This is a genomic window from Phocaeicola vulgatus ATCC 8482 (assembly GCF_000012825.1).
Classification (GTDB): Bacteria; Bacteroidota; Bacteroidia; order Bacteroidales; family Bacteroidaceae; genus Phocaeicola; species Phocaeicola vulgatus.
Genome location: NC_009614.1, coordinates 798,306 through 824,130 on the forward strand (window position 1 = coordinate 798,306; position 25,825 = coordinate 824,130).

Here is a 25,825-nt window from a genome sequence, read left to right on the forward strand (position 1 = left end):
TATGATAACGACAAAAAGAAATTTCCATTTAAAGCCGTTAAAACAAACTTTAAATGGAAATTTTCTACTTCATTTCTACCCAAATCACTACTTTGCACAAAGAAATAAGGGAGTATTACATTCCGTAAAAGAATGAGAACTTTCAATAATTGGTGGGAAAGTTTTTCATCTTACAAATGAAAACAGCATCGGCTCATTGTTTTAGAAAGTCCTTATCTTTTTCAAGAAGAATCAACTCTTTACTTACATATAAATAATATTTGCAAAATAATTCTATGTATAGTCCTGAAGGTCAAAATAAAACAATCCCCTTGTTTTTACAGGAAAAACAAGGGGAACTGTTATTCTTTAATTTTATTTTCAGTTCTTCGGTCCTTTGCCAAAATCAGGATTTTCTTTATCCATCCATACACGTTCGTCATGCAAAACTTGTGGATTTTTTGCATTTGTACCTTGATATGTATAACCTTGTGCTTTATATGCAGCGATAGTTATGTCATGTAACTGATCTGATTCCAAAGGCTCCATAACAGCAAATCTTCTAGGGATAGGATAAGAGTCACCCAATTGTTCGTCAAATTCCTTACGCGGTAAAATGGAACTATTCTTCATAGGAACACCAGAACGCATAATGTTAACATATTGATCAATCGGTGCATTAAAATAATGGAGATATTCTTGGATATACACTTTTTCCAAATCAGAAGCTTTATCTCCACTTAAATTATAAGCCTCTTTCTTAAGCAGTTCTGTCAGCCATTCCTCTTGCAGCTTAATGGAAACATCATGAGGGTCATTTACATAAGGACTGTCATAATAAGGTATATGATTCTGACCGGCAACATAATCATATCCTTTTACTGAAGCAGTGATACCGTCTGTAAAATACTCTTGGGCACTTTTTTGTCCATTCCAAGTAGCTCCCAACAGGGTGAATTCAGCCAAGAAGAAATTGGTTTCCGCTGCCGAAAAATACAGACCATACCAGCCATATTGTTGAGTGTCCTGAACCGGAGTAACATCCGGAGCATCCGGATAAGTATATGTCAACAAACCTTTTACCATTTCTTGATTCCGGTAAGTACACGGATAATAGCTTTTCTTGGCACCAGCTGCCGAGTACAAAACAAACAATTGTCCTTTGGGGTCAAAATAATCCTCGTATTTGTCCATCTGTCCTGCACCTATTTCTACAGGAAGACCATAATAACGTACCCAAGGTTCACCTGGACCACCCCATTCTTTAAAGACTTTCTTTCCATTTTTAACCTCAGAAATTACATTCTTTTCTACAAAATCCGGCATTTCTCTTTTTTGATCAAAATAAGCCTGCACAACATTAGAATTGTAGTCATTCTTTTGGAAGAAATAAAGCAAACGCGGATCTTTGTTGTTTACCAAAAAGTCTATAAGATGTTGCGTACCTACTCCTACAGAAAAATCATTATTCCAATTGTTATCGAACTTACCCTTGTTATATACAAAGTCATCATCCGTAGTAGCAATTAAGCCAACAGGACTTTCTGCTACCTGTTTTACTATTTCAAAAGCACGGTTCCGGTCTTTGTTTATCAAACGGGCTGCAATTTTCAATTTCAAAGAATTGGCCAGTTTGCCCCATTTTTTCAAATCACCTTTATAAATAAAGTCCTGATTATTCAAAACATCTTTGATTTCGTTACTGCTCAGATAATTAATAGTCTGGTCCAGTTCTTTCAGCCATACTTCCAAAAGTTCCTCTTGAGTGTCATACTTAGGCAATAACAAAGGAGGATTGGTATATCTGGCTTGTTCTGCTTCTGTATATTGACGTGAGCCATATAGGTCGGCATCTTGGATACTTAAATAAACCAACAAAGGATTACAAAGATATTGGATATATTCATAAGTCGCTTTTTCCTCTTCAGGCAACTGGCTGATTTGATATCGAATCTCATTAGCATAACGAAGAACTTCGTTTACTTCATAACCACAACCATTGGCTTCATCAGTCGGACGATTTGAACGAGTTGTATTACCTCCTGATGAAACTGTTGTTTGCGACCAGGTAGAAAGATCATTAAATCCTCCAAACCACTGTGCATAATCTCCCGGTTGGAAAGAAGCCTCACATTTAGTGAACAGGAAACGAATATCAGGCTTTGTAATAGTAGACGGATCTGAATTTAATTCAGAGAATTCATCTACACAGGAAGTAAACATTACACTTCCTAAAAGCAGTGCGGCTGCTAAAGTTCTATATTTCATTGTTGATAATTCTTTTAAAGTTAACAATTAGAAATTGGCATTAATTGTAAATATGTAACTTGCCGTATAAGGCTCGAAACCACGAATACGGAACTCTGAAGCTGAATTAGAACGTACAGATTCCGGATTCAGGTTATTAGGTAATGAATTATACAGATATCCCAAATTACGTGCACTGAATGACAGGTTCAATCCTTTTGCACCCAGTTTGTGACTGATGCTATTAGGCAAACGATAATTTATAGTAATATTACGCAAAGCGATATAACTCAACTTGTGTACCCAAATGTCATCAATTGTCTGTGCTCCCCATGCATAATTATTTCCATACCATGAACCGGCATGAGTGGGTTCCAGTTTTCCTTCCTGTACTAACTGTGCGTAAGACAGTCCGCTGACATCCATTTTTGTTCCATCCACCAAGGTCGCAATTGTTCCTTCTTTAAAAACACCTTCCGGAATCATACCATCAGTATATTGAATACCTTTGGAATCGGCGTATTGACTAGTCCAAGTCATACCTCCATGTTCCGGGTCACGGTATTGCAAAGAACTTTCTGTCCAACCGGCCTGAGTTCCGTATAAGTTACAGTAAGATGCCACCAAACCTCCAAAACGCATATCCAGTCCGACATTCAAACTTAAATCTTTCCAAGTTAACGTTGTTGCTACAGATCCCAGAAAATCCGGTGTCATGTTGCCCACTACTTCCGCTGTTTTGCTTTGTGCTCTATATGCGCCTCTCCAGCTGTCATCCCACTCCAACAAAGGTACACCGTTTTCATTACGTGCCTGAGTGACATCTGACATCAACACACCATAAGACTCACCGACTTTTGCTACGGAGCCGATATGATAGTCGTATGCGTTTACATAACCGGACAATTCAATATAGTTGGCAACATTAGGATGCAAGGATACAATTTTACTTCTGTTTCGTGTATAAGTGAAGTCCAGATCCCACTGCCAGTCTTTAGTTTTGATAGGAGTAGTATTTAATGCGATTTCAATACCTGAGTTTTGGATATTACCAGCATTTACCAACTGTTGGGTAACACCGGAAATAGCAGGAACATTGATTTTCATAATCTGGTCTGTGGTATTTTCCTTATAATAAGTGAAATCCAAGTTCAAACGATTATTAAAAGTACGGAAATCCAAACCTATTTCCCATGAATTCTTACGTTCCGGTTTAAGGTCGGCAATCTTCATCAGTTTGTCCAGTTCATTGGTATAGATATTGCCGTCATACATTTCCATTGTGGCAAAAGAATACGTCTGATTGACAGCGTATGGGTCTGTATCATTACCTACTTGTGCCCATGATGCACGAAGTTTTGCCAAGTTAATCCATGAAGGCATACTTTCGCGGAAAGTTTCATTAATCAACCATGAACCTGATACAGAAGGATAGAAGTATGAGTGATTACCTGTACGATTGGCATATACCAATGCAGAAGACCAGTCATTACGTCCTGTAACATCCAAATAGAATTGATTCTTCCATCCTAAATTTAAAGCAAAAATGGCAGAAATAATTCTTTTGCTGCCCGATATGGTCGATTCGCTCTTTTTAGTCTTTTTTGAGTTTTCCACGAACCATTCTCCAGGCACCACCATTCCTCCGTCAGTTGATACTTTTGAATGTTGGGAAGAGGTGTTGTAATACTCAAATCGTGCGAATCCACCGAGTGAAAAATCTTTTATCTGCTTGCTGGCAGTAAAAGTTCCCCCTACGGTAAATTGTTCTTTTATATCTTGCGTAATACCATAATATCCTCCTTCGTTTGCATAACCGGAACCTAATTGCTTATCTTCTATAGAAGTATAATAACGGTTCATATTAGCGTCTGCTTTAAACTTCAGCCAATCTGTCATCTTTACATTTACTTCAAATGTAGGACGAATAACAGTTTCCTTCCGTACATAATCGTAATTATCTACTTTGAAGAAATAATTTTTAGCGCTGGAAGGAACCGAACCATATTGGTCACCATAGCTGGTACTGGCAATACCACCATGCTCACCTAAATATTTGTTCCGGAAATAATCTACGTCAAATAGCGGGTTAATCACATTGGTATTTGCATTGACAAACAATTCACCCGCATTCAGTTGTGCATTACGCGGTTTTGAGTTGGCAAAGCTAAAAGAAGCAGCAACATCCACCCAATCGTTCAACTTATGGCTAGCTTTCAACAACATGGAGTAACGTTCAAAAGTATTGTTTTCTGTTGTTGATTTGGCATTTTTATAAGATAAAGATGTATAAAATGATGTTTTTTCATTACCACCGCGAATAGAAACATTCGTGTTTGTATTGAACCCTAATTTATATAAATCCAGCATATTATTTTTACGTGGAGAATAGGTAGTCCATGTACCATCATAATTGCGGATTTGAGAGCCATCATATCTAGGACCAAAACCAAAGTTGGGTACTCCTACTAATGTATGTTCCCCATTCTGATTTACTGTAAACTGATGTTCATCCCACATACTTCCATTTTGGTCGGCATCAGATTGTCCCGGCATGTATCCTGGACCATATAAAGTTTGAATATCCGGAGTCTTGAAAGCATGGTCAATACCAAATGTTTGAGAAACGCTGATACCCAGCCCTTGTGTACCCTTACCGGATTTGGTGGTGATTACAACCGCACCATTCAAACCGCGGGAACCATACAATGCTGTTGCCGCAGCACCTTTCAATACTGATACAGTTTCAAAATCATCAGGATTTAAGTTTTTCAACTCATTACCATAGTCGCTGGCGTTGTTGGCACCTGCGTCCCAGTCTGCTGTCGTATTACCAGATACACCGTTATCCAGAATCACTCCATCCACCACATAGATAGGCTGGTTGTTGGAACTTAAGGTTGAAGCTCCACGAATCTGTATCTTGGTACCACCAAATAAACCACCATCTGATCCTGAGATTTCAACACCGGCTACTTTACCTTGCAATGCGGCTACCGGAGAAATGGTATTGGCAGCTTTTAATTCATCTCCCTTCACTTCAGTAACTGCATATCCCAAAGCTTTTTCTTCACGCTTCAATCCCAAAGCTGTAACCACAACTTCACCTAACTGTTGCGTATCATCTTTTAAAGTTACATCAATAGGCTGTCCGGTCCATTTTACTTCCTGTGTCTGATATCCTACAAAAGAAATAACAATGATATCTCCTTTTTTTACATTTGACAAAGAAAAATCACCGTCAAGTCCGGTAATAGTACCATTAGTCGTACCTTTTACTACTACAGATGCACCAATGACAGTTTCACCCGTAGCATCCTTGACAATTCCTGTACATGTACCACTTTGTTGTGTGATTTTCACATCGGTAACGCCGGGATTGGCGACCGCGTATGCTGCTCCGGTAGAGGCACCCATTAGGAACAGCAACATACTGACTGATTTTAGTCGTTTTAACATAGCTGTGATTTTTTAAGTTTATTGAAAATCAAGTAATTACATTTTCTTAGTTCCTTCAGAACTATGTTTTTCAATTTAATTTAGATTAACGGTGCAAATATATAACAATTTTAATATATATAAAGAATCTATTGAAAAATATTTTTAATATGCTCTGATTTTTAACGTTTGAGATATCAGGAGCCCCCTATTTAAAGAGAGAACCGATAACTTTCACAGAACTTTCTTGAAATGATTTATATTGTTTTTTCATCGAATATTTACCGTTTGTTTGGTAGTCGGTAGAAAACAGGTAACGCATATTGGGATAAGAACCAAAGGAAAAAAGGTAATGCCAGTCCATGCCGTTGGTGTATTGCCAGAGAAAATATTCCTTTTTTATATAGGCAGTATTGCAGACAACAATCAAAAGATGAAAGGAAAGAAGGAATATGAAAGGAAGAACGGAAGAGGGAAAGAAGTCCAAACAAACTGTAGGCTGTAATTTTAAGTCCTTGAACTTGCCCATGTGCCAACTTGCCCAAGGACAAGATTGTCCTTTGAGGAGATAGAAAAGTTGGAACATTCCTTGTCCTGCGGTGACAGAAACATTTCTGTTATCGCAGGACAAAGGAATTTACATTAATAAATAAGCGTACCTGAGATACACCAATAACTATTGCTTCCCCCTTCGGGAGCACCCTGTGGTATTTTTACGGTGATGCTGTGTTCACCCGCTTCCAGATCACCCAAATAGATGTATTCGGGATTGGTCACCGTACCCGGACACCAGTTGGAACGGCTCAAGTCGGAAGAGCTCAGTCCATTGGAGAAATTACCCGAACAAGGATTCCAGTTACGATAAGTTCCACAATCATCCCGCCAAGGTACGAAAGAGATCACCTTTTCACCGTCCAAATAGAGAGTGTTCGGTTTCTGGTTGAACTCATCACCGCCTCCCCAACCGCCATGTCCCGTGGTGAGGTAGTACAGACGGGCGTTCTTGGCAGGCTCCTTCAAGGTGAACTTTACGGTCAGAGAATCCTGACGCATGAAAATCGGATAAGGCTGTCCTGCCTGCTCCAGATAATTCACTGTATTGAACAGCGGAAGAGTATTATAAACCCGATGTTCTTCATCAGGATAATACTTCAGTTTCAACGACAGACGATGTCCTTTGGCATCCCAGTTGCCGATGTAAGCGCCAATCCAAGCTTCCCCTTCCAATTTTTCGGCCAGTGGGGTTACCTCCATTTTGTAAAGTACGGAGTCCACCCAGTCCTGTCCCTTCACCTTATTATAATTGAACTTGCGTACACCGAAACCGGTGAAGAAACGCATCAACTCTAAAGGCACATCATACTCCGCTGTGGAAATCAGCCCGTGGTAGTCCGTATTTTCCGAGCGGAAAGAGGGAACTTTCTTCAAATCACGTATGGCATCAAGAAAAGACAGCTGCTTGCCTTCCGGTATCAGAAAGACAGAACCGGTGCGGTCGTAAGCATCACCGTCCGAGTATTGGACAACTTCCGCAAAGACGGTACGATTCTTCACATAGTCGGGCAGCTTCACTTTCTTCAACAGGATGGTGCCGCCTCCGGCACTGTATTGTACGCCATCCTCCAGTACTTCGGGCAATTTAGCGTTGTTGAAGCAGATGCTCTGCTGGTCGAAGACCGGAATTGTGATAACTCCGCTTTGGTTGATGGTATATTGGTAGTCGGCCGCATCCATGCTTTCCCCCCACGACTGTGGCAACACATCCTTTCCTTTCTTCAGCGGGGTAATATGGGTGGCTTCCTGAATCATGTCACCGTTTCGCACGACTCTCAGTACCAATCCGTCAGGTACACCCACATTGGCTTGCGGAGTACCACGAAAAGGGATGTCGTTGGTATACCACACCTCGATGGTGTTGGAATTGATGGATGTGCGCAAAATTTTGCAGTTCATCCCTAAGTGTTTTCCTTCGCCCGTTTGCGTGAAACCTTTGCCGAATTCGAAGGGAGTGACCGCAGATATCACTTGTCCGTTAGGTAGTTCAGCCCTGCGGTATGCCTGCCGGGTGGTGTAGTCGATGTAACTGCCGGTTACAGGTGTCTTGTCTTCCGGGCGGGGATTGGGACGGTCGTTTTGCTCCGGCCATACGTTGGTCAATGATACGCGGTCACCGGACACGGTCATCAACAGATGTCCCGGCCGGGCTTTCCCTTTGTAATTCGATTGATAGGTCACCTCGATACCTTGTGCATTCTTCACTTTTCCAGGGTAGTTCTGCGCGCAGACCGTCCCGGTGCTAAGCAGGAAGCACAAGCCGATTCCTACGTTTTTCAAGATGGTTCTTTTCATTTTTTCTTATTTTAAAGTATGATATAACAATTCATTTTACATGAAACACAAAATTCTCCCTTCACCCTATCCGGCTCGTTACCAGCGATCTGCCGTGTAGGAACGTCCGTAATGCCCTTTAACCGGTATGTAGGCAGTGGCATTTTTGTAGCCCTCGCGTTGTAATGACGGATGGACTCCTTGGGTCAGTGCCTGTAGGCGGCGGTATGCGGTAGAACGGGTCATTCCGCAGACCTGCTGCATCCGGGCGCAGGTGATACTGCGATGATCTTTAAAATATTCACTCAGCAGCCCGTCTACTTCGATAGGCGACAAGTCCACCGTGTGCACCTTGTATCGTTCTCTTACAAAATGTGCCCGGCTTATAATACTCTTCTTGAAACTTTTCTCAGGCTGGAAGTTGACTCCTGTTATCTGTACTGTGCCACGGGTCATCTTCTTAGGATTTTCACTTTCTGTGGAGCCGATACTGACAGAGAAATACCCTAATCCGTTGATATGGATTCGTTTGCCGTCACCTAATTTCTCGGACAGAATATCTATCAGTCCCTCTACCACTGCCGCCCAGTCCGAACGGCTTACTGAAGTATAAAGCGTAGCCTCGTGTATCAAGTCCTTCGAGTGGATGGTCTGCTTGTTGGTGTTTCTCACATGGTATTTTTTCTTTTCCCCGTCATTTGCCGGAGATTCATAGATATCAAATTTAATGTCTGACATAATGTACTATGTATTTGTTTTATTTATAGGATGTTATCGTGCAAACTTACAGAACATTCTGTTGCTTCACCTTAGTGAAGCAGCAGTTTCACCCGTGTGGCAATGGCTCTTCACTAAAGTGAGTAGGCAACTTCACGTCAGTGAGAACCCAGATTCTTCCGGACGAAGGTACGGATTCTTTCGTCCTCTTGCAAAGATTCTGCCATAAATGTTTCACACGTTGGATTTATTTTAATTTGTCGGGCAAAGTTCTTGCAAAACCCTGTTTTGCAGAACTATCTTCACACCTCAAATCAATAAAAAAACAGATTTAATGGAAAAAGAAAAAGACTCAAAACTGAAACAAGCCATGAAAGGGCTTGATTCATTCCTCACCACTCATTATTCCTTTCGTTACAACCAAATAACAGAACAATGCGAATTTCATGACAAGCACAAGTTCGATAAATACCGTGTGGTGGATGAGCGGGAATTCAACACATTGGTTATTAATGCAATAGAGGAAGGCGTGAACTGTATGGACCGTGATATGCGCCGTTATCTGGGTTCGTCACGCATTCCTTCTTTTCACCCCGTGACAGCCTATTTGGAACATCTGCCACACTGGGACGGGCACGATAGAGTAAGCGAGCTGGCACGCTCGGTAAGCGATGAAACGCAATGGGTGGAGGTGTTTCATATCTGGATGCTGGGCATGGTGATGCAATGGAGCGGTAAAAACCGGATGCATGGCAACTGCCTGATTCCCATTTTGGTTAATCCCCTTCAGGGCCTGAAGAAGTCTACCTTTTGTCGGTCGCTCCTTCCACCAGCGTTACGTGGATATTATACCGATGACTTCGATGTAACTCGCGAGGGGGATGCCCTGCGCAAAATGCGCTCTTTGGCTCTTATCAATATAGACGAATTCAATCGGATGGAAGAAGGTAAACTGGCACGGCTGAAGAATCTAGTCCAAATGAGCGGTCTTAGTATGCGCCGTCCGTTTCAAAGCAGCTATAGCCAGCAACCGCGCCTTAGTTCATTTATTGGCACTTCCAATTTTTGCGATCTGCTGACCGATTCTTCCGGTAACCGCCGTTTTTATCCGGTGATGACCAAAGGGAGTATCCGTTTGCCTCGCATCAATTATAAACAACTTTATGCTCAGTTAAGAGATGAACTAAAACATAACCGCCGCTATTGGCTCTCACCCAAAGAAGAACAGGCTGTCAGCTTGCGTAATGACGCATTTTTGCGCCGTCCCATAGAGGAAAGCCTCTTTTATAGCTGCTTCAGTCTGCCCCGGGATGAGGAGAAGTTTCAAAGATGGACTATCGGCCAGATTTATGAAGTGATGAAAAAGGCCAGTCCTGAAACCATGCGTGATGTCAAGATGAGAGCCTTCGGAAAACATTTGGCTCTGATGGGAGTGAAGAAATTACATACCCGCTATGGCGACCAGTATCTGCTGAACCGGCTCTAACTGATAAACCATTTCGAGGAAATACTGAAAGTTCTGTCACCATATAATATTGAAGTCCAGCGATATGTGGTGACAGAATAAAAAGTATTACAATACAATATTTATTAACCCTATCCTAATTTAAATTTGACTATGGTAACGGGATGGCAGCTAGTAGAAAACTGGTAGAAATCGCAAATTTATTTCCTGTTTGTAAATTCAAGGACAAAGATCATCTTAAAATTACCAAAGTACATATGCTCTGATTATCAGATATATAGCTGCAAGAGTAGTTCTGAAGGAACTAAGGAAACGGAATTACTTGATTTTCAATAAACTTTAAAAAAAATCACAGCTATGTTAAAACGACTAAAATCAGTCAGTATGTTGCTGTTCCTAATGGGTGCCTCTACAGGAGCAGCATACGCGGTCGCCAATCCCGGCGTTGCCGATGTGAAAATCACACAACAGACAGGGACGTGCACGGGTATCGTCAAGGATGCTACGGGAGAAGGCGTTATCGGCGCATCTGTAGTAGTGAAAGGAACTACGAATGGTACTATCACAGGGCTTGACGGTGACTTCTCTTTAAGTAATGTAAAGGAAGGGGATATCATTGTTATTTCTTTCGTAGGTTATGCTACTCAAGAAATAAAATGGACCGGGAAACCTCTAGATGTTCTTTTGAAAGATGATACTCAATTACTGGGTGAAGTAGTAGTTACCGCTTTAGGAATGAAGCGTGAAGAAAAAGCTTTGGGTTATGCAGTAACCGAATTAAAAAGTGAGGAGTTGTATACCAATACGGTCAATCCGGTTGCATCATTGCAAGGAAAAGTAGCTGGTGTAGAAATATCGAATTCAGACGGTGGTATCTTTGGCTCTGCTAAAATCCAAATTCGTGGTGCGTCAACCTTAGGAAGCAATAACCAGCCTATATACGTTGTCGATGGTGTCATTCTTGATAATTCCACTCAAGGACGTGATATGGATGGTGAAGAAATTGATGCGATTGACTATGGTAATGAATTGAAAAACTTGAACCCGGATGACTTTGAAACTGTATCTGTACTGAAAGGTGCCGCAGCCACAGCGCTCTATGGCTCTAGAGGTTTGAACGGCGCCGTGGTCATTACCACCAAAGGTGGAGGAAAGTTCAAAGGATTCGGTGTAGATGTCACTCAAACATTAGGTATCGACCACGCCTACAAACAACCCGGAATTCAAACTGTATATGGACCGGGAGCCCGTCCAGGTAGAATCGGATATGGAGAAAATGGCAATACTTGGATTCCTACTTATTATACCAACGCAAAGGGAGAACCTTCATTAATCGGAGCATCTACTTTAGGATGGGGGCTCCCCTACGACAGTTCGGTAATGATTGAAGACTATGATGGACGCAAAGTACCTTATTCTCCAATCAAAAATAACATGTTAGATATGTATCAATTAGGTTTTAACACTAATACTAATGTATCAGTACGTGGCGGTAATGAAAAAACATCATTCTATAGTTCTGTTTCTTACAAGAAAGTGAATGCCACCACTCCTAATAATACATTTGAACGTTACGCTTTCTTGGTAAAAGGTAGCCATAAAATCAGTGATAGAGTAGATGTTGCCGCCTCCGTCAGTTTCGCCAACTCCAAGCCACGCAATGCTGCTCGTGCCGTAGGTGAATATTTCTACCAGGGATTAACCCCATTATATGACGCTAAGTACTATCGTGATAAATATTTAAGTGAACAAGGCGGTATTGCACGTTCTGGAGATACTTATGCCAATGTACCCGAATCCAGCAAAAGTTATTGGTTTAATATTGACAATATGGACTACAACCGTAAAGAAACCGTAGTACGTCCTATTTTAGAAGTCAATGTAAAAATAGCCGATTGGGTCCGTTTCAAAGGAGAAGGCAATATGAACTATGTATACATTCGTGAAGAAAATAAAGAACTTGGAACCGGAGTTGCTTACGAAGGAGGTAACTATAAATTAGCACAACAAACTAAAGAACAAACCACCTTTGCAGGAACTTTTACTTTTGATAAAGCAATAAAAGATTTCAATCTGGGTGGCTTTATTCGTGGTGAATATTACAACAACTATCAGACTGCTTATTCTGTAGAAACTGATGGTTTGATTGTACCTGGGCAATTTTTCATAGGCAACAGTAAACGACAGGTCAAAGCAAGTGGAAAAATAGAAGGAACTAAACGGATGTTATCTGCGGTATTTGCTTTCAATGCTTCTTGGAAAAATCAATTATATTTAGATGTAACCGGGCGTAATGACTGGTCTTCAGCATTAGTTTATGCTAATAAGAACGGTAATTACTCATACTTCTATCCTTCAGTTTCCGGTTCTTGGCTGATCAGTGAAACATTCAAAGACAAAATGCCCTCATGGATTTCGTTTGCAAAAATTCGTGGTTCATGGGCACAAGTAGGTAATGATACAGGCGCTTACACTATTAATTCCGGTTACAATGTAGGTAATTTGCAGTTAATAGATGGTAGTTATGTATATACAAATTCATTCTCAAGCACAGCCATTTCACCCAACTTAAAACCAGAACGGAAAAATGCTTGGGAAGTTGGTCTGGATTTACGTTTCCTAGACAATCGTATCAACCTAGACGCAACTTACTATAAAGAAAATACAAGAGATCAGATTATGAACATCTCTACACCATCCATTTCTGGTGTTAGCAATCAATTAATTAACGCCGGTAATATTCAAAACAGTGGTGTGGAAATAGCTTTAAATACGATTCCTTTCCGTAATAAAGATTGGGAGTGGAACTTAGATTTCACCTTTACAAAGAATAATAACAAGATTATCGAATTACACCCTGACGCTGCCGAATATATTGGCTTACGTGGTTCTACAGGATGGGGTAACATGCGTATCCAATCGGCAGCCAGAGTTGGCGGACCTTATGGCGTATTGATTTCCGATATAACTCCTAAAAGAGATGACAACGGCAATATCATTCTGAAATGGAGCGATTCTGACCGCTCTGCCTATGCTGATAGAAGCTTGAAAAATGAAGTGATCGGTGATATGAATCCAGACTTCTTAGGTTCTGTCTCGACCGGATTGACTTGGAAAAACTTAAGTTTCAGAATGGCCTTGGATATGCGTTTTGGTGGTAAAGTAGCTGTTTATGGTAATCGCTATGGCACAGCTTACGGATGGACAGAATCTTCTTTAAAATTCCGGGATGAGGCTCATGGCGGTATGACATGGACCAGCCAATATTTAAATGCGGATGGAAGTCAATCAGGAAGTTACGGTGTTACTTATCATGATGGTATGATCCCTCAAGGAATATTTGCTTCGGGCACTCAAGTTACAGGTATAGATGGTAAAACTCATGATGTAAGTGGTATGTCCTATCAACAAGCTTATGAAAATGGAATCCTTGAACCAATGCATGCTGCATCGTATTATAATTATGCCAACCAATGGTCAACAGGTGTAACCAATGACGGATGGATACATGATTTGAAATATATTGCTTTGCGTGAAATTACCGTTGGGTATACATTCCCATCAAATATTGCAGGCAAAATTGGAGCAAAAAGATTGGGAGTAAGTTTCTCTGCACGTAATCTAGGATATCTATATAATTCACTGCCTAACGATGTAAATCCTGAAGGTGTGCGTGGTAATTTGAGTGGTGAATTCCGTATCCGTAGTTTCGACCCATATACAGCTAATTACACAATGACTATAAATGTAGGATTCTAAACTTATAAAAAATTGAAGATTATGAAATTAAAATATATAATGGCAAGCTTTTTAATTGGCAGCTGTGCTTTTATAAGCAGCTGCAAAGATGATTTTGCCGATATCAATACCAATCCGACTATCGTTTCAAAACCAGATCCCCGCTATTTGTTTACTCAAGCATTAGCAAATTTTGATGGTCATGACTATTTTGCCTGGTATTACGATTACAATAATATGCTGAGATGGTCTCAAACAGTAGCTTCAACAGGAGGTAATGAAAACCTGATGACTACCATGTCCAATTCAGGCAAAATGGGATCGCAAGTTTACAATGTAATGAACCAAGTAAATGAACTGACTTATATTGTAAATACAACCTTAGAGGGAGAAGAACAAGCAAAATATACTTATCTAAAAGCACTTTGTCAACCTTTAATGATTTACTTGGCTATGTGGGATACTGATATGTATGGCTCCATGGCATACACAGAAGCCTATCAAGCACGTTACGGAGGAACGCTCACTCCAAAATATGACACACAAGCCGAATTATTTGATTTGTGGGAAAAACAATTGAAAGAAACTGTTGAAACATTAGCCAATGATGTTACTATTGATGGAAATAAAGTAACACAGCAGTCTTTAGGCTCACAGGATATCATCTACCAAGGCGATTATACCAAATGGTTGAAATTTGCCAACTCTCTTCGTCTAAAGCTAGCAGTTCGTTTAATCAACGAAGATAAGGATCGGGCATTGAATATTGTAAGAGATGCTGCCAAGTATCCTATTATGGATGGTTTGGAAGATGACTTCTTCTATAATAAAAGTGCTACAGACCGTCATATGCCTGGTGGAAATTCTATGGATAACCGTGGTGCAGGATCAATGCAATTAATCAACTTCATGCTTGAACATTTTGATCCACGTATCCGTGTCTTTTTTGAAAAGAATGATTATAATTCAATTGTCGTACAAGCATTCTATGACAAAGGACAAAGGCTACCTTCATTTGTAGAAGAAAATGTCATATCAGAAGAAGTTAACGGCAAAAAGGTTTTCAAAGGTTGGAAAGCTCCTGGTGAACCTTGGGTACGTTATTACGGTTTACCGACAGAAGTAGAAGCCGGCTTAGCCGACCAGCACCCGGAATATGCTGATTATTTTGACAAGGCTGGCAAGCTGTGGAAAGTTTCAGATAAAGATGGCAATGGAGAAACAACTTATTATCCATATTCTCCATTAAATCAATATATGTTTGACAAAAAAGTCATTATAGACTATCCGGTTGCTCCAAGTGCGCCAAAAGTTCAGATTACAGATTTATACGCATGGTATGGATTGTATCTATCCACAGCAGAAGTAAACTTGTATCTGGCAGAACTTAAGTTATTAAGCCAAGGACAAGATATAGGTTTCTCAGGAAACGCAGAATCCTATCTGAAAAAGGGAGTAGAATATTCAATGCGTGCTTATGACAAGTTGGCAGGTTTAAATCATATTCCCTATTATGACAATACATTTGGACAAGACAAATTTGATGTAACCATTAAGTTGCAGGAAAATGAAGTCACTAGATTACTAAATGATCCTATTTTGACTTTAGATGGATCTACGACAGAGAATCTGGAAAAAGTATACTTGCAACAGTATATTCACTTCATTTTCTTCCCGGCTGATCAATATATCATGATGCGTCGTTCCGGATGTCCAATGAAAGAAAGTGATTTATATCCCATGCTGAACTTAAATCCTAAAGTCAGCAACTATCCATTACCTCGTAGATTTCAAGTGACACAACCAACTGTAGATGATAAAATGGGAGATATCAAGAGAAAAGCATATCAAGACCAAGGATATTCCTATGGTCCGGAGCCTACAATATTAAATACAGAACGGGTTTGGTACGATAAAAAAGCTCCTCAATTTGGAGAAGGACCTAATTTGAATTAGTAAAAAAACAGTCTGAAATATGACGATAGTCCAAGTTTATTAATTAAAAAGGAAGAGGTTATGTGATATATTCTCTTCCTTTTTATTATACCCCAAAATCATTTGATATGCTGATACCGGCAAAGCATATTATTTATTGCTGCAACTTTTAAAAAAAACTCATTTTGTTTATCATGATGAACAATTTATTACTATTTTTGTAATGTGTGATAAACAAAAAGAAGAAATGGAACGATTATTTGAATCCTTTATCAAGAAACTGGCTATAACAAATACTTCTTTTGTACGTAGCCTGATGAATGAGATAGAATGGGAAGCTCGTCTTATCGGTATAAAGGGGGCCCGGGGAGTTGGAAAAACAACTTTATTGTTGCAGTATATCAAACTGAACCTTCCAATGGATAAAACCGTACTTTATGCCAGTGTGGATAATATCTGGTTCAGTGAACATAAACTTTATGATTTAGCTTCCGATTTTGTAAAGCGGGGAGGAAAATATCTGTTTCTGGATGAAGTACACAAATACCCCAACTGGTCTCAAGAACTGAAAAATATTTATGATGACTTACCTGAACTTCATGTAGTCTTTACAGGTTCGTCCTTGCTTGAAATCTTAAATGCCAAATCGGATTTAAGCCGGCGGGCTATTGTTTATGAAATGCAAGGTTTTTCTTTTCGCGAGTATTTAAACTGGAATGAAAAACTATCATTGCCGATATTGACTTTAAATAATATATTGGACAATCATCTGGCATTATCTGTCGGGATAGTAGACAAAGTTAAAGTTCTGAAACATTTTTCTGATTATTTGAAACATGGGTATTATCCTTATTACAATGAATTACCCTCTCTTTATTATTCAAGAATAAATGAAGTGGTCAATCTGATTGTGGAATTGGAGATTCCACAGTTAAGAGGGGTTGATATTTCATATACAACTAAAATTAAGCAGTTACTATATATCATTGCAGAGTCGGCGCCTTTTATTCCTAATGTCAGCAAACTAAGTGAACGGATAGGAATCTCGCGTAATTCATTGCTGGCCTATCTGGATGCCCTCCATGACAGCTGTCTGACTATGAATCTCCAAAAAGAAGGCTCCGGCATAAGCCGCTTGCAAAAACCTGATAAACTGTTTTTGGAGAATCCTAATTTAATGTATGCATTGTCTGCCAGTCAGATTGATATTGGAAATGTCAGGGAAACTTTTTTTGCCAACCAATTGCGTTATTGCCACAAAATAAACGTTTCTAAAGAGAGTGATTTCTTTATTGATGGACGCTATACTTTTGAAGTCGGTGGTAGACATAAAGGTAAACAACAAATAAATGGACTTTCTGATGCATATATTGTCGCTGATGATATAGAGTATGGAATAAATAATAAAATACCATTATGGTTGTTCGGCTTTCTATATTAGCACTCTTTTCGGTAGAAAATAGATAGAAAATTGTATTTAAAAGTCCTTCTATAGACTTTTAAATACAATTTTTCTTTTTGAGGCATAAAAATAAAACGCACTGATATTCAGATATATAGCTGTAAGAGTAGTTCTGAAGGAACTAATGAAACGGAATTACTTGATTTTCAATAAACTTAAAAAATCACAGCTATGTTAAAACGACTAAAATCAGTCAGTATGTTGCTGTTCCTAATGGGTGCCTCTACAGGAGCAGCATACGCGGTCGCCAATCCCGGCGTTGCCGATGTGAAAATCACACAACAAAATGGAGCTTGTACAGGAGTTGTAGTAGACGCTACAGGTGAAACCGTTATCGGTGCGTCTGTAGTAGTGAAAGGTACGACTAATGGTACGATAACCGGACTTGATGGCGACTTCTCTTTATCCAATGTGAAAAAAGGGGATATCATTCAAATTTCATTTGTAGGTTATCAAACAGTAGAGATTCCTTGGGATGGACAACCCATGAATGTAACTTTACAGGATGACACACAAACATTGGGCGAAGTTGTAGTGACTGCTCTTGGTATCAAACGTGAGAAAAAAGCACTGGGTTATGCCATGCAGGAGGTAAAAGGTGACGCGTTACTTGAAGCTCGTGAAACGAACCTCGCAAATGCTTTGACAGGTAAAGTTTCAGGTGTCCAGATTATCCGTTCAAGTAATGGTCCTGGCGGTTCTTCCAAAATCCAGCTTCGTGGTGCGAATTCTGTAACAGGTTTGAACCAGCCGTTAATTGTTGTCGATGGTGTGCCAATGGATAACTTTACAGGAGCAAGTAATAATGATATTGATAACCCGACATTGGATATGGGTAATGGACTTTCAGATATTAATGCTGAAGATATTGAGTCCATGTCTGTGTTGAAAGGTGCGTCAGCTGCTGCACTTTATGGTTCTCGTGCCGGTAATGGTGTTATTTTGATTACAACTAAAAAAGGAACAAAGCGTGAAGGTTTGGGTATCACCATCTCTGGTTCAGTTTCCGCTGAGACAACATTTATGCTCCCTAAACGCCAAAAAGCCTTTGGACAAGGTGAGAATGGCGTGTTCGACTCAACTAACAGCTATAGCTGGGGACCTGAAGTAACAGGGCAAAGCTATACAAAATGGGATGGTACAACTGCAAATATGCAAATCTTTGATAACGTAAAAAATTTCTTTGATACAGGTGTGAACTTATCAGAAAGCATATCATTCCAGCAGCAGTATGATAAAACATCCATTTACACTTCATTGAATCGTATGGATGACTCCAGCATGATACCGGGTGCTAACTTAAGCCGTACAAACTTAACTTTGCGTGCATCTTCTACTTTTGGTAAAGATGATCGTTGGAGTATTGATGCAAAAGTACAATACATCAATACCCTCGCAGAAAACCGCCCTATCAGTGGTGCACGTGGGAATAATGCATTTTATACTATTTTCAATATGCCTACGACTATTGACATCCGTGACTTTTCCAGCCCTGTCAAAGACGAATTCGGCGAAATGATCTGGTGGAGTAAAGGGGGTATCAACCCTTATTGGTCTAAAGATTATAATCCCAATAAAGATAGCCGCAATCGTTTCCTGATGAACGGATCATTGAAGTACAAATTTACAGATTGGCTGGATGCTGAAATCAAAGCCGGTAGTGATATGTATTTCACTGAGGGTGAAGAGAAATTGTATGCAGGAAGTCCTACTAATAATAAGAACAGCCGTTACAGCACTAGTGAGAAAAAGTTCTTCGAAAATAATTTCAGCTTTTTGATCAGTGGCCATAAGGATGAATTGTTTGGAAAATTTGGTGGTAATTTCTCTTTTGGTGGTAACTTAATGGAAAGAAAATCTACAGGTTTGGATAATTCTATGGGAAAATTGACTGCGCCCGATTTATTCTCTTTAGCCAATGGTGACAAAAAAGATTTGTCAATAACCGAAACCTATATTCATAAAAAAATCAATTCTTTGTATGGAACTCTTGGGATCAACTATAATGGTTGGGCATTCTTGGATGCAACTTTCCGTAATGACTGGTCATCAGCTTTGAATAAAGAAAACCGTTCATTCTTCTATCCGTCTGTTTCATTGTCATGGGTGATCAGTGATATGGTGGGTAAAGTAGGCAAAGGCATGCCCGAATGGTTTACTTATGCTAAAGCACGTGCATCTTTTGCACAAGTAGGTAACGATATGGATGCATATCAGTTATATAATACATATAGTATTGGTTCAGACCCTAATGGCAATACAACTGCCGGACAAGGAAAAACCAAATACGATGCAGATGTACGCAGCGAGTTGATTACTTCTTGGGAAGCCGGTGCTGAATTGAAATTCTTCAATAACCGTTTAGGAGTTGACTTTGCATGGTACAAGACAAACGCAAAACGCCAGTTAATGAATATTCCTTTAAATAACCTTTCCGGTTATGATAACATGAAAGTAAATGCAGGTAACATTCAAAATACCGGTATTGAAATCATGTTGAATGCACGCCCTATCGAAACAGCTCAATTTAGTTGGGATACTCAGTTGAACTTCTCTCAGAACAAGAGTAAGATTATTGAATTATTACCGGGAAAACCAGGTATGCAGTATGCTTTAGGAGGTTCTGACGCATTACAGGTTTATGCAGTTGCGGGAGGTGCTTATGGTGAAATCTGGGGTACCAAATATCAACGAGTAGAAGAAGGAGAATTTAAAGGACAATTATTACTCAATGAATCAGGACTGCCACAGGCCACTAGTGACAAGCATAAGATTGGTGAACAACAGCCTGACTTCCTATTAGGATGGACAAATACATTTAATTATAAAAACTTCACACTTAGTTTCCTGATTGACGGACGTTTTGGTGGCGATATTTTCTCATTCACCAATATGAACTTGCAACGTAGTGGTATTGCCGAATGTACTGCTCCAGGCGGTAAACGTGAGGATATCGTTGTAGCGGGAGTTATCAAAGATGGTAACGGTTATAAGGTAAATGATCAAAGTGTTTCTTTAGAACGTTATTACAAAGCTTTGGCTACAGGTCGCGCCGGCATTTCGGAAGCTTATATTTATGATGCAACCAACATCCGTTTGCGTAACATCGCCTTGAGTTATCGTTTCCCGTCATCTATGTTGAAAAAGACTCCGTTCCAACAGGTTAAGCTTGGTTTCACCGTGAATAATGTATGGATGATTTCAAGCCATTTGGACGGTATTGATCCGGAATCAGTATATGCTACAAGCACTAATGCAACAGGTTTGGAGAACTCGTCAGCTCCGACATCACGTTCTTACCTGTTTAATGTAACTCTTGGTTTCTAATCATAAAAAAGAAAAAGAACAATGAAAACAATGAATAAATTATTTTTGGGGCTTGGCTTTTGCGCCGGATTAGTTTCCTGCTCTGACTTTGATGAAGTCAATACCAATCCCACAGCCGCCGGTGAGGAATATGTAAAACCTCAATATGCATTGAATAATTCTATAGGACAGGCACAGATGAATCCCGGTACCGCAGAGCGTATAGTAGTCTATAACTGGGCTAGTGCTGCCAGAATTTGTGGAGAAATGAGTTTTCTGAACGTAGGCCGCTATAGTGATGATTACACATCTTCTTATTATTATCCTGATCTCAGTGCCAGTATTAAAAATGCTACGTTGGCTATTACAGCAGTAGAGAACCAGCTCGAAGCGGCCACTACCACTGCACATGAAAAAGAATTTTTCCCGAACGTAAAGCAATTTGCCCGTATCTGGCGTGCCTATCTTATCAGTGAGTTTGTCGATAATTTCGGACCTTATCCTATTGAAAGTTTCCTAGGGGAAAATCCTGTTTTCAACTCAGAGAAAGATGATTATGAATTCATTTTAAAGGAGTTGAAAGAAGCCGCAGCAGCTATCAACACCTCTGTCCTGCCTGTTGAGGCAGAAGGCAAATGCGACCCGTTTGACAATGTAAAATATGATCCTGTGAAGTGGCAGAAATATGCAAATTCACTCCGTATGCGTCTGGCCATGCGTTTATCAAACATCGACAAGGCAACTGCACAGGCCGAATTTGAGGATGCGGCCAAAGGTAACAAGATTTTAACGGCTGATGATATGTTTGCAGTAAAAGAAAATGATGGATGGGATGTCTTTTCCGGAGTATATACCCGTTCATTTGACGATCAGGTTCTTTCTTCAACAGTTGCCAATCTTCTGACTAATTTAGGTGGTGTTAAAGTAACAGAACAACGTTCCGATTTGGCTAGTTATGTTAAACCAGCTAATTATTTAGGTATTAAATATGACAGACATTATGTTGCTAATACAGATAATCCTACTAAACAATATTGGCTGGATGGTATGCCGGAAAATCTTGACCCGCGTGCATTAAAGATATTCTGTCTGCCTGATGATGAAAATGCTGAGAACTACATAGATAAATATAATGACAGGACAGCTAAAGATTTCGTTCTTTACACAGTAGACGAAAACGGAAATCCGATTCCTAACAAGGATAATCCCGGAGAAATAAAGATTGATGCAACTCGTTGTTGGAATGGTTATCCCGCTGGTTCGCGTGGTGGATGGTCGCCAACCTTGGCTTATAACCAACTGGTGACAAATGGATATGGCCCCGGCTGTACTCTTCCAATGTTGGGTAAAGACTATTGTAAGGGAAAATCTCGCATATTCTTTGCAGCATGGGAAACGTATTTCTTGCTAGCAGAAGCTTCATTGTATGGTTGGAACACTGGAACAACAGCGAAAGAAGCCTATGAAAACGGTATTAAAGCTAGTTTTGAATACTTTGGTGTTAGCGAATATGTGAATGATTATCTGAATTCCACCAACTACAATCGTGTAGGTACTTCGGTCAAATTTGATCATACCACTGAACCTACTGCTGAACAAATGACTTATGTGGATGGATACAGCAAGGAACAGAAGACTGTTACTTATGAATATCCTACAGCTTCTAAAACGTTATATGGAAAAGCATTGAATGACCACCTGACTAAAATTATCACTCAAAAATTCATTGCACAAACTCCGTATTTGGTATTGGAAATGTGGTCGGATTTCCGCCGTTTGGGATTACCATTCTTTGAGATTCCTGCAAACGAAAGTTCAATGACCGGTTCAGACATGGTTAATGTCTGGAATCCTAATTCTTGGAAAGACGGACAGAAATGGGAATTTTATCCACAGCGTATGCGATATCCTTCCAGTCTGGAGAATGCAGACCCCGAAGGCTATAAACAAGCTGTAGAGTTATTAGGAGGCTCAGATAATATCATCACCCCCTTATGGTGGACCGGACGTTAATGCCTTAACCTGAAACATTCATAGAATAATAAGTTAGCCAGCTAATGCATACTTAAAGTATTACGAATTAGTTGGCTAACTTATATTATTTTCTGAATGTCCCTTATTATGGCCCAAAATCATTTGATATTCTGATGTCGGCAAAGCATATTACACATGAATCATAGATTCCCTAAACATTCATAACTACACAAAAAAGAAGGACTACCTTCTCACGAAGCCAGTCCTTTCATTTGCTATTAATAATCTAGTAATTTTCTGGTAAATTTTGAACGCTTTCTTATCTAAGAAACAAGCATTAACGCTCTTTTGTTTATTCCTCCATTGTAAAACTTTTCAGTATTTTTTCGGCAATATTTTCATTTTCCTTGCTATAGATAATAGATATATAAAATCCACTACCTGCCGCCTTAGTCATCAGACAAGCATAAAGACAATGATCTGTTTCGCAGCTTCCTTTTAAATAAGTACCGAAAAACTGTGGTAACTCAAACTCCTGCACAGCCGACTGGTCTTTCACCCCATCATCATTGGCATAGTCTTTTAATACACTCTTCAAGTCACTTTTTGTCATACCATCCGAATCCAAAGACTGAATGGTAATATAAAACCTGGAATTGTTCAGAAGAAAAGTCTCCTCTGTATCCTCCTCCACCAAAATCCCTTTTGGAGCCTCAAAAGTCAGACCATAGGCTGTCCATGTAATAGGAACCAAGGCTTGCGCACTTGCTGACAACCAGGTCAGACTTAAAAACACAAGAAGTAAAACCTTTTTCATTTTTAATTATTTTACCAATAAAACTCCGATCAGTCCACAACTGATTATTTATCCTTTTCACGGATTTCCACACGACGAATCTTTCCACTGATGGTCTTTGGAAGTTCTTCTACAAACTCTATGACACGCGGGTACTTGTACGGAGCAGTCACACGCTTCACATGATCTTGCAACTCCTTTACCAACTCAGGTCCTTCCTTACCCTTAAAAGTTTTAGAAAGGACAATCGTCGCCTTTACTACCTGACCACGGATTTCATCAGGCACACCGGTAATGGCACATTCCACAACAGCCGGATGGGTCATCAAAGCACTTTCCACCTCGAACGGGCCTATACGATAACCCGAACTCTTGATCACATCGTCAGCACGGCCTACAAACCAAAAATAACCATCCTCGTCACGCCAAGCCACATCACCTGTATAATAAATACCATCATGCCAAGCATCTTCCGTTAATTCCGAAGCACGATAATATTCTTTGAACAATCCCAATGGTTTGCCCCTATCTGTACGAATAACAATCTGACCTTGTTCTCCATCCTCAGCAGAACGCCCGTCGTGTGTCAACAAATCTATATCATATTGAGGATTAGGTACCCCCATACTTCCGGGTTTAGGCTCCATCCAGGGAAAAGTACCTAAAGTCAATGTAGTTTCCGTTTGTCCAAAACCTTCCATCAGACGGATACCTGTGATTTTCTTGAACGTTTCATATACAGAATAGTTCAAAGCCTCTCCCGCCGTAGTACAGTATTCCAAAGAAGAAAGATCATATTTACTAATATCCTCCTTAATTAAAAAACGATAAATAGTAGGAGGAGCACATAAAGAAGTGATATGATAATCCTGAATCTTTCCAAGAATATCTGCCGGTGTAAATTTTTCATGATCATACACAAAAATATTGGCTCCTGCTATCATCTGTCCATAAAGTTTTCCCCAGACAGCTTTCCCCCAACCTGTATCGGCAATGGTAAGATGAAGACTGTCACGATGCAAATTATGCCAGAAACTGGCAGTTACAATATGTCCCAAAGGATATGTAAAATCATGTGCCACCATCTTAGGTTCGCCTGTAGTGCCCGAAGTGAAATACATTAATGAAGTATCTTCATTCGTATTGGGATGTTCCGGTTTGACAAAAGGAGCAGCTTTTTCAATACCTTTATGAAAATCTTCAAAACCCTCCGGAATATCCGGTCCTACACTGACCAGTTTTCTTACTGAAGGACAATCGGGCATGGCATCTATAATATGCTTTGTTATCACATCTTCTCCTGCAGCTACAATCATCTTGATATCAGCAGCATTACAACGATACACGATATCCTTTTTTGTCAACAGATGAGTTGCAGGAATAACCACAGCTCCTAACTTATGCAAGGCAATAATAGAGTACCAGAACTCATAACGACGCTTTAAAATAAGCATCACCATATCACCATGACCAATACCAAGGCTCTGAAAATAAGAAGCAGTCATATCCGTATACTTTTTCAAGTCTGCATAAGTATATTGTATATGCTCCCCTTTATCATTAGTCCATAACAATGCTTTCTTATCGGGTTCTTCGGCAGCCCAGGCATCTACTATATCATAACCAAAATTAAAATTTTCAGGGATTTTAATCTTTAAATTCTTTATAAAGTCCTCTTGTGAGGTAAATGTGGTCTGTTCTAAGAATTTTTCTACCATAATCTTATTCAATTAAAAATTGAGAACCAAAAATTAGAAATAGTTGCGGTCAATGACAACGCTGTCTTTTTAATCTCAATTTATTATAATATTACTGCCAAGAATTTCACAGTCTTATCATCCAATGCCATCATACCATGTGGAATAGAAGAATCAAAATAAAGACTGTCACCTGGATTCAAGATCAATTCTTTTCCATTTATATTAAGTAACATTCTTCCTTCAATAACCAAATTGAATTCTTGTCCCTCATGTGAGTTAAAATGAATCGGAGTATTTTCCGGTTTCGGTTCTACAGTCACAATAAAAGGATCAGCCTTACGCCCGCGAAAACCGGAAGCCAATGACTGATATTTATACGCCTTGGTCCGTTCTACCGACACTCCTGAACCACAACGGGTCAGAAAATAAGAACTCATCTTAGGTTCTTCACCAAACATTAATACATCCAATGCGATACCGTATTTACGGGCTATTTTCTGTAAAGCACTGACAGAAATATCTTTCTCCCCGCTTTCCATACCCAAATACTCTTCCACTGAAAGCTGGCAACTTTTAGCCACTTCATCAGGAGTCAGTTCCAGAACGTCCCTTAATCCCTGGAGACGCTCAGCTATTTGTTTTATCTGGTCACTCATAATCTTATTGTTTTATGCTTCAAAGATAATGAAGATTTAAGAATTCCTAGCAAAATTTCATTAAGTTTCGAAGAAAACCATCTG

13 protein-coding genes are annotated in these 25,825 nt (G+C 39.7%); 6 read left to right on the forward strand and 7 right to left on the reverse strand.

Going from position 1 to position 25,825, the window contains the following annotated elements:
* Positions 1-360: 360 nt before the first annotated feature.
* From BVU_RS02855 to BVU_RS02875, 4 genes are all read right to left on the reverse strand, one after another.
* Positions 361-2,247, reverse strand: coding sequence for a SusD/RagB family nutrient-binding outer membrane lipoprotein (locus BVU_RS02855; RefSeq protein ID WP_005850780.1), 1,887 nt, complete (start codon positions 2,245-2,247; stop codon positions 361-363).
* Positions 2,248-2,274: 27 nt separating this feature from the next.
* Positions 2,275-5,685 (reverse strand): SusC/RagA family TonB-linked outer membrane protein, encoded by a 3,411-nt coding sequence (locus tag BVU_RS02860; RefSeq protein ID WP_008667530.1) that lies wholly within the window; start codon positions 5,683-5,685, stop codon positions 2,275-2,277.
* A 621-nt stretch (positions 5,686-6,306) separates the two neighbouring features.
* Positions 6,307-8,013 carry a PNGase F N-terminal domain-containing protein gene (locus BVU_RS02870; RefSeq protein WP_005841962.1) on the reverse strand — a complete coding sequence of 569 codons (1,707 nt, stop codon included), beginning with the start codon at positions 8,011-8,013 and terminating at the stop codon, positions 6,307-6,309.
* A gap of 78 nt (positions 8,014-8,091) precedes the next feature.
* Entirely contained in the window at positions 8,092-8,730 is a 639-nt protein-coding gene (locus BVU_RS02875; RefSeq protein WP_005850792.1) for an HU family DNA-binding protein, read from the reverse strand.
* 313 nt (positions 8,731-9,043) lie between these two features.
* On the opposite strand from BVU_RS02875, the gene BVU_RS02880 reads away from it, so the two are divergent.
* The 6 genes from BVU_RS02880 (at position 9,044) to BVU_RS02905 (ending at position 22,628) form a co-directional block, all read left to right on the forward strand.
* On the forward strand, positions 9,044-10,195 hold the full coding sequence (locus BVU_RS02880; protein ID WP_011964805.1) for a VapE domain-containing protein: 1,152 nt from the start codon (positions 9,044-9,046) through the stop codon (positions 10,193-10,195).
* Between the two features lie 336 nt (positions 10,196-10,531).
* Positions 10,532-13,933, forward strand: a complete 3,402-nt coding sequence (locus BVU_RS02885; RefSeq protein WP_011964806.1) for a SusC/RagA family TonB-linked outer membrane protein — start codon at positions 10,532-10,534, stop codon at positions 13,931-13,933.
* A 21-nt stretch (positions 13,934-13,954) separates the two neighbouring features.
* Entirely contained in the window at positions 13,955-15,868 is a 1,914-nt protein-coding gene (locus BVU_RS02890) for a SusD/RagB family nutrient-binding outer membrane lipoprotein (protein ID WP_011964807.1), read from the forward strand.
* 226 nt (positions 15,869-16,094) lie between these two features.
* Positions 16,095-17,288: an ATP-binding protein gene (locus BVU_RS02895; RefSeq protein ID WP_011964808.1), complete on the forward strand. Its 1,194-nt coding sequence runs from the start codon at positions 16,095-16,097 to the stop codon at positions 17,286-17,288.
* Between the two features lie 192 nt (positions 17,289-17,480).
* Complete coding sequence (locus BVU_RS02900) at positions 17,481-20,636, forward strand: SusC/RagA family TonB-linked outer membrane protein (RefSeq protein ID WP_005850778.1); 3,156 nt, start codon at positions 17,481-17,483, stop codon at positions 20,634-20,636.
* Positions 20,637-20,657: 21 nt separating this feature from the next.
* A complete protein-coding gene (locus tag BVU_RS02905; RefSeq protein ID WP_011964809.1) occupies positions 20,658-22,628 on the forward strand; it encodes a SusD/RagB family nutrient-binding outer membrane lipoprotein in 1,971 nt (656 codons plus the stop codon).
* A gap of 313 nt (positions 22,629-22,941) precedes the next feature.
* Here the strand turns inward: BVU_RS02905 and BVU_RS02910 are convergent, their stop codons facing one another.
* The 3 genes from BVU_RS02910 to BVU_RS02920 form a co-directional block, all read right to left on the reverse strand.
* Positions 22,942-23,406 carry a hypothetical protein gene (locus BVU_RS02910; RefSeq protein ID WP_005850774.1) on the reverse strand — a complete coding sequence of 155 codons (465 nt, stop codon included), beginning with the start codon at positions 23,404-23,406 and terminating at the stop codon, positions 22,942-22,944.
* A 44-nt stretch (positions 23,407-23,450) separates the two neighbouring features.
* Positions 23,451-25,103, reverse strand: a complete 1,653-nt coding sequence (locus BVU_RS02915) for an AMP-binding protein (protein WP_005850772.1) — start codon at positions 25,101-25,103, stop codon at positions 23,451-23,453.
* Between the two features lie 83 nt (positions 25,104-25,186).
* On the reverse strand, positions 25,187-25,741 hold the full coding sequence (locus tag BVU_RS02920; RefSeq protein ID WP_005841081.1) for a helix-turn-helix domain-containing protein: 555 nt from the start codon (positions 25,739-25,741) through the stop codon (positions 25,187-25,189).
* Positions 25,742-25,825: the final 84 nt, after the last annotated feature.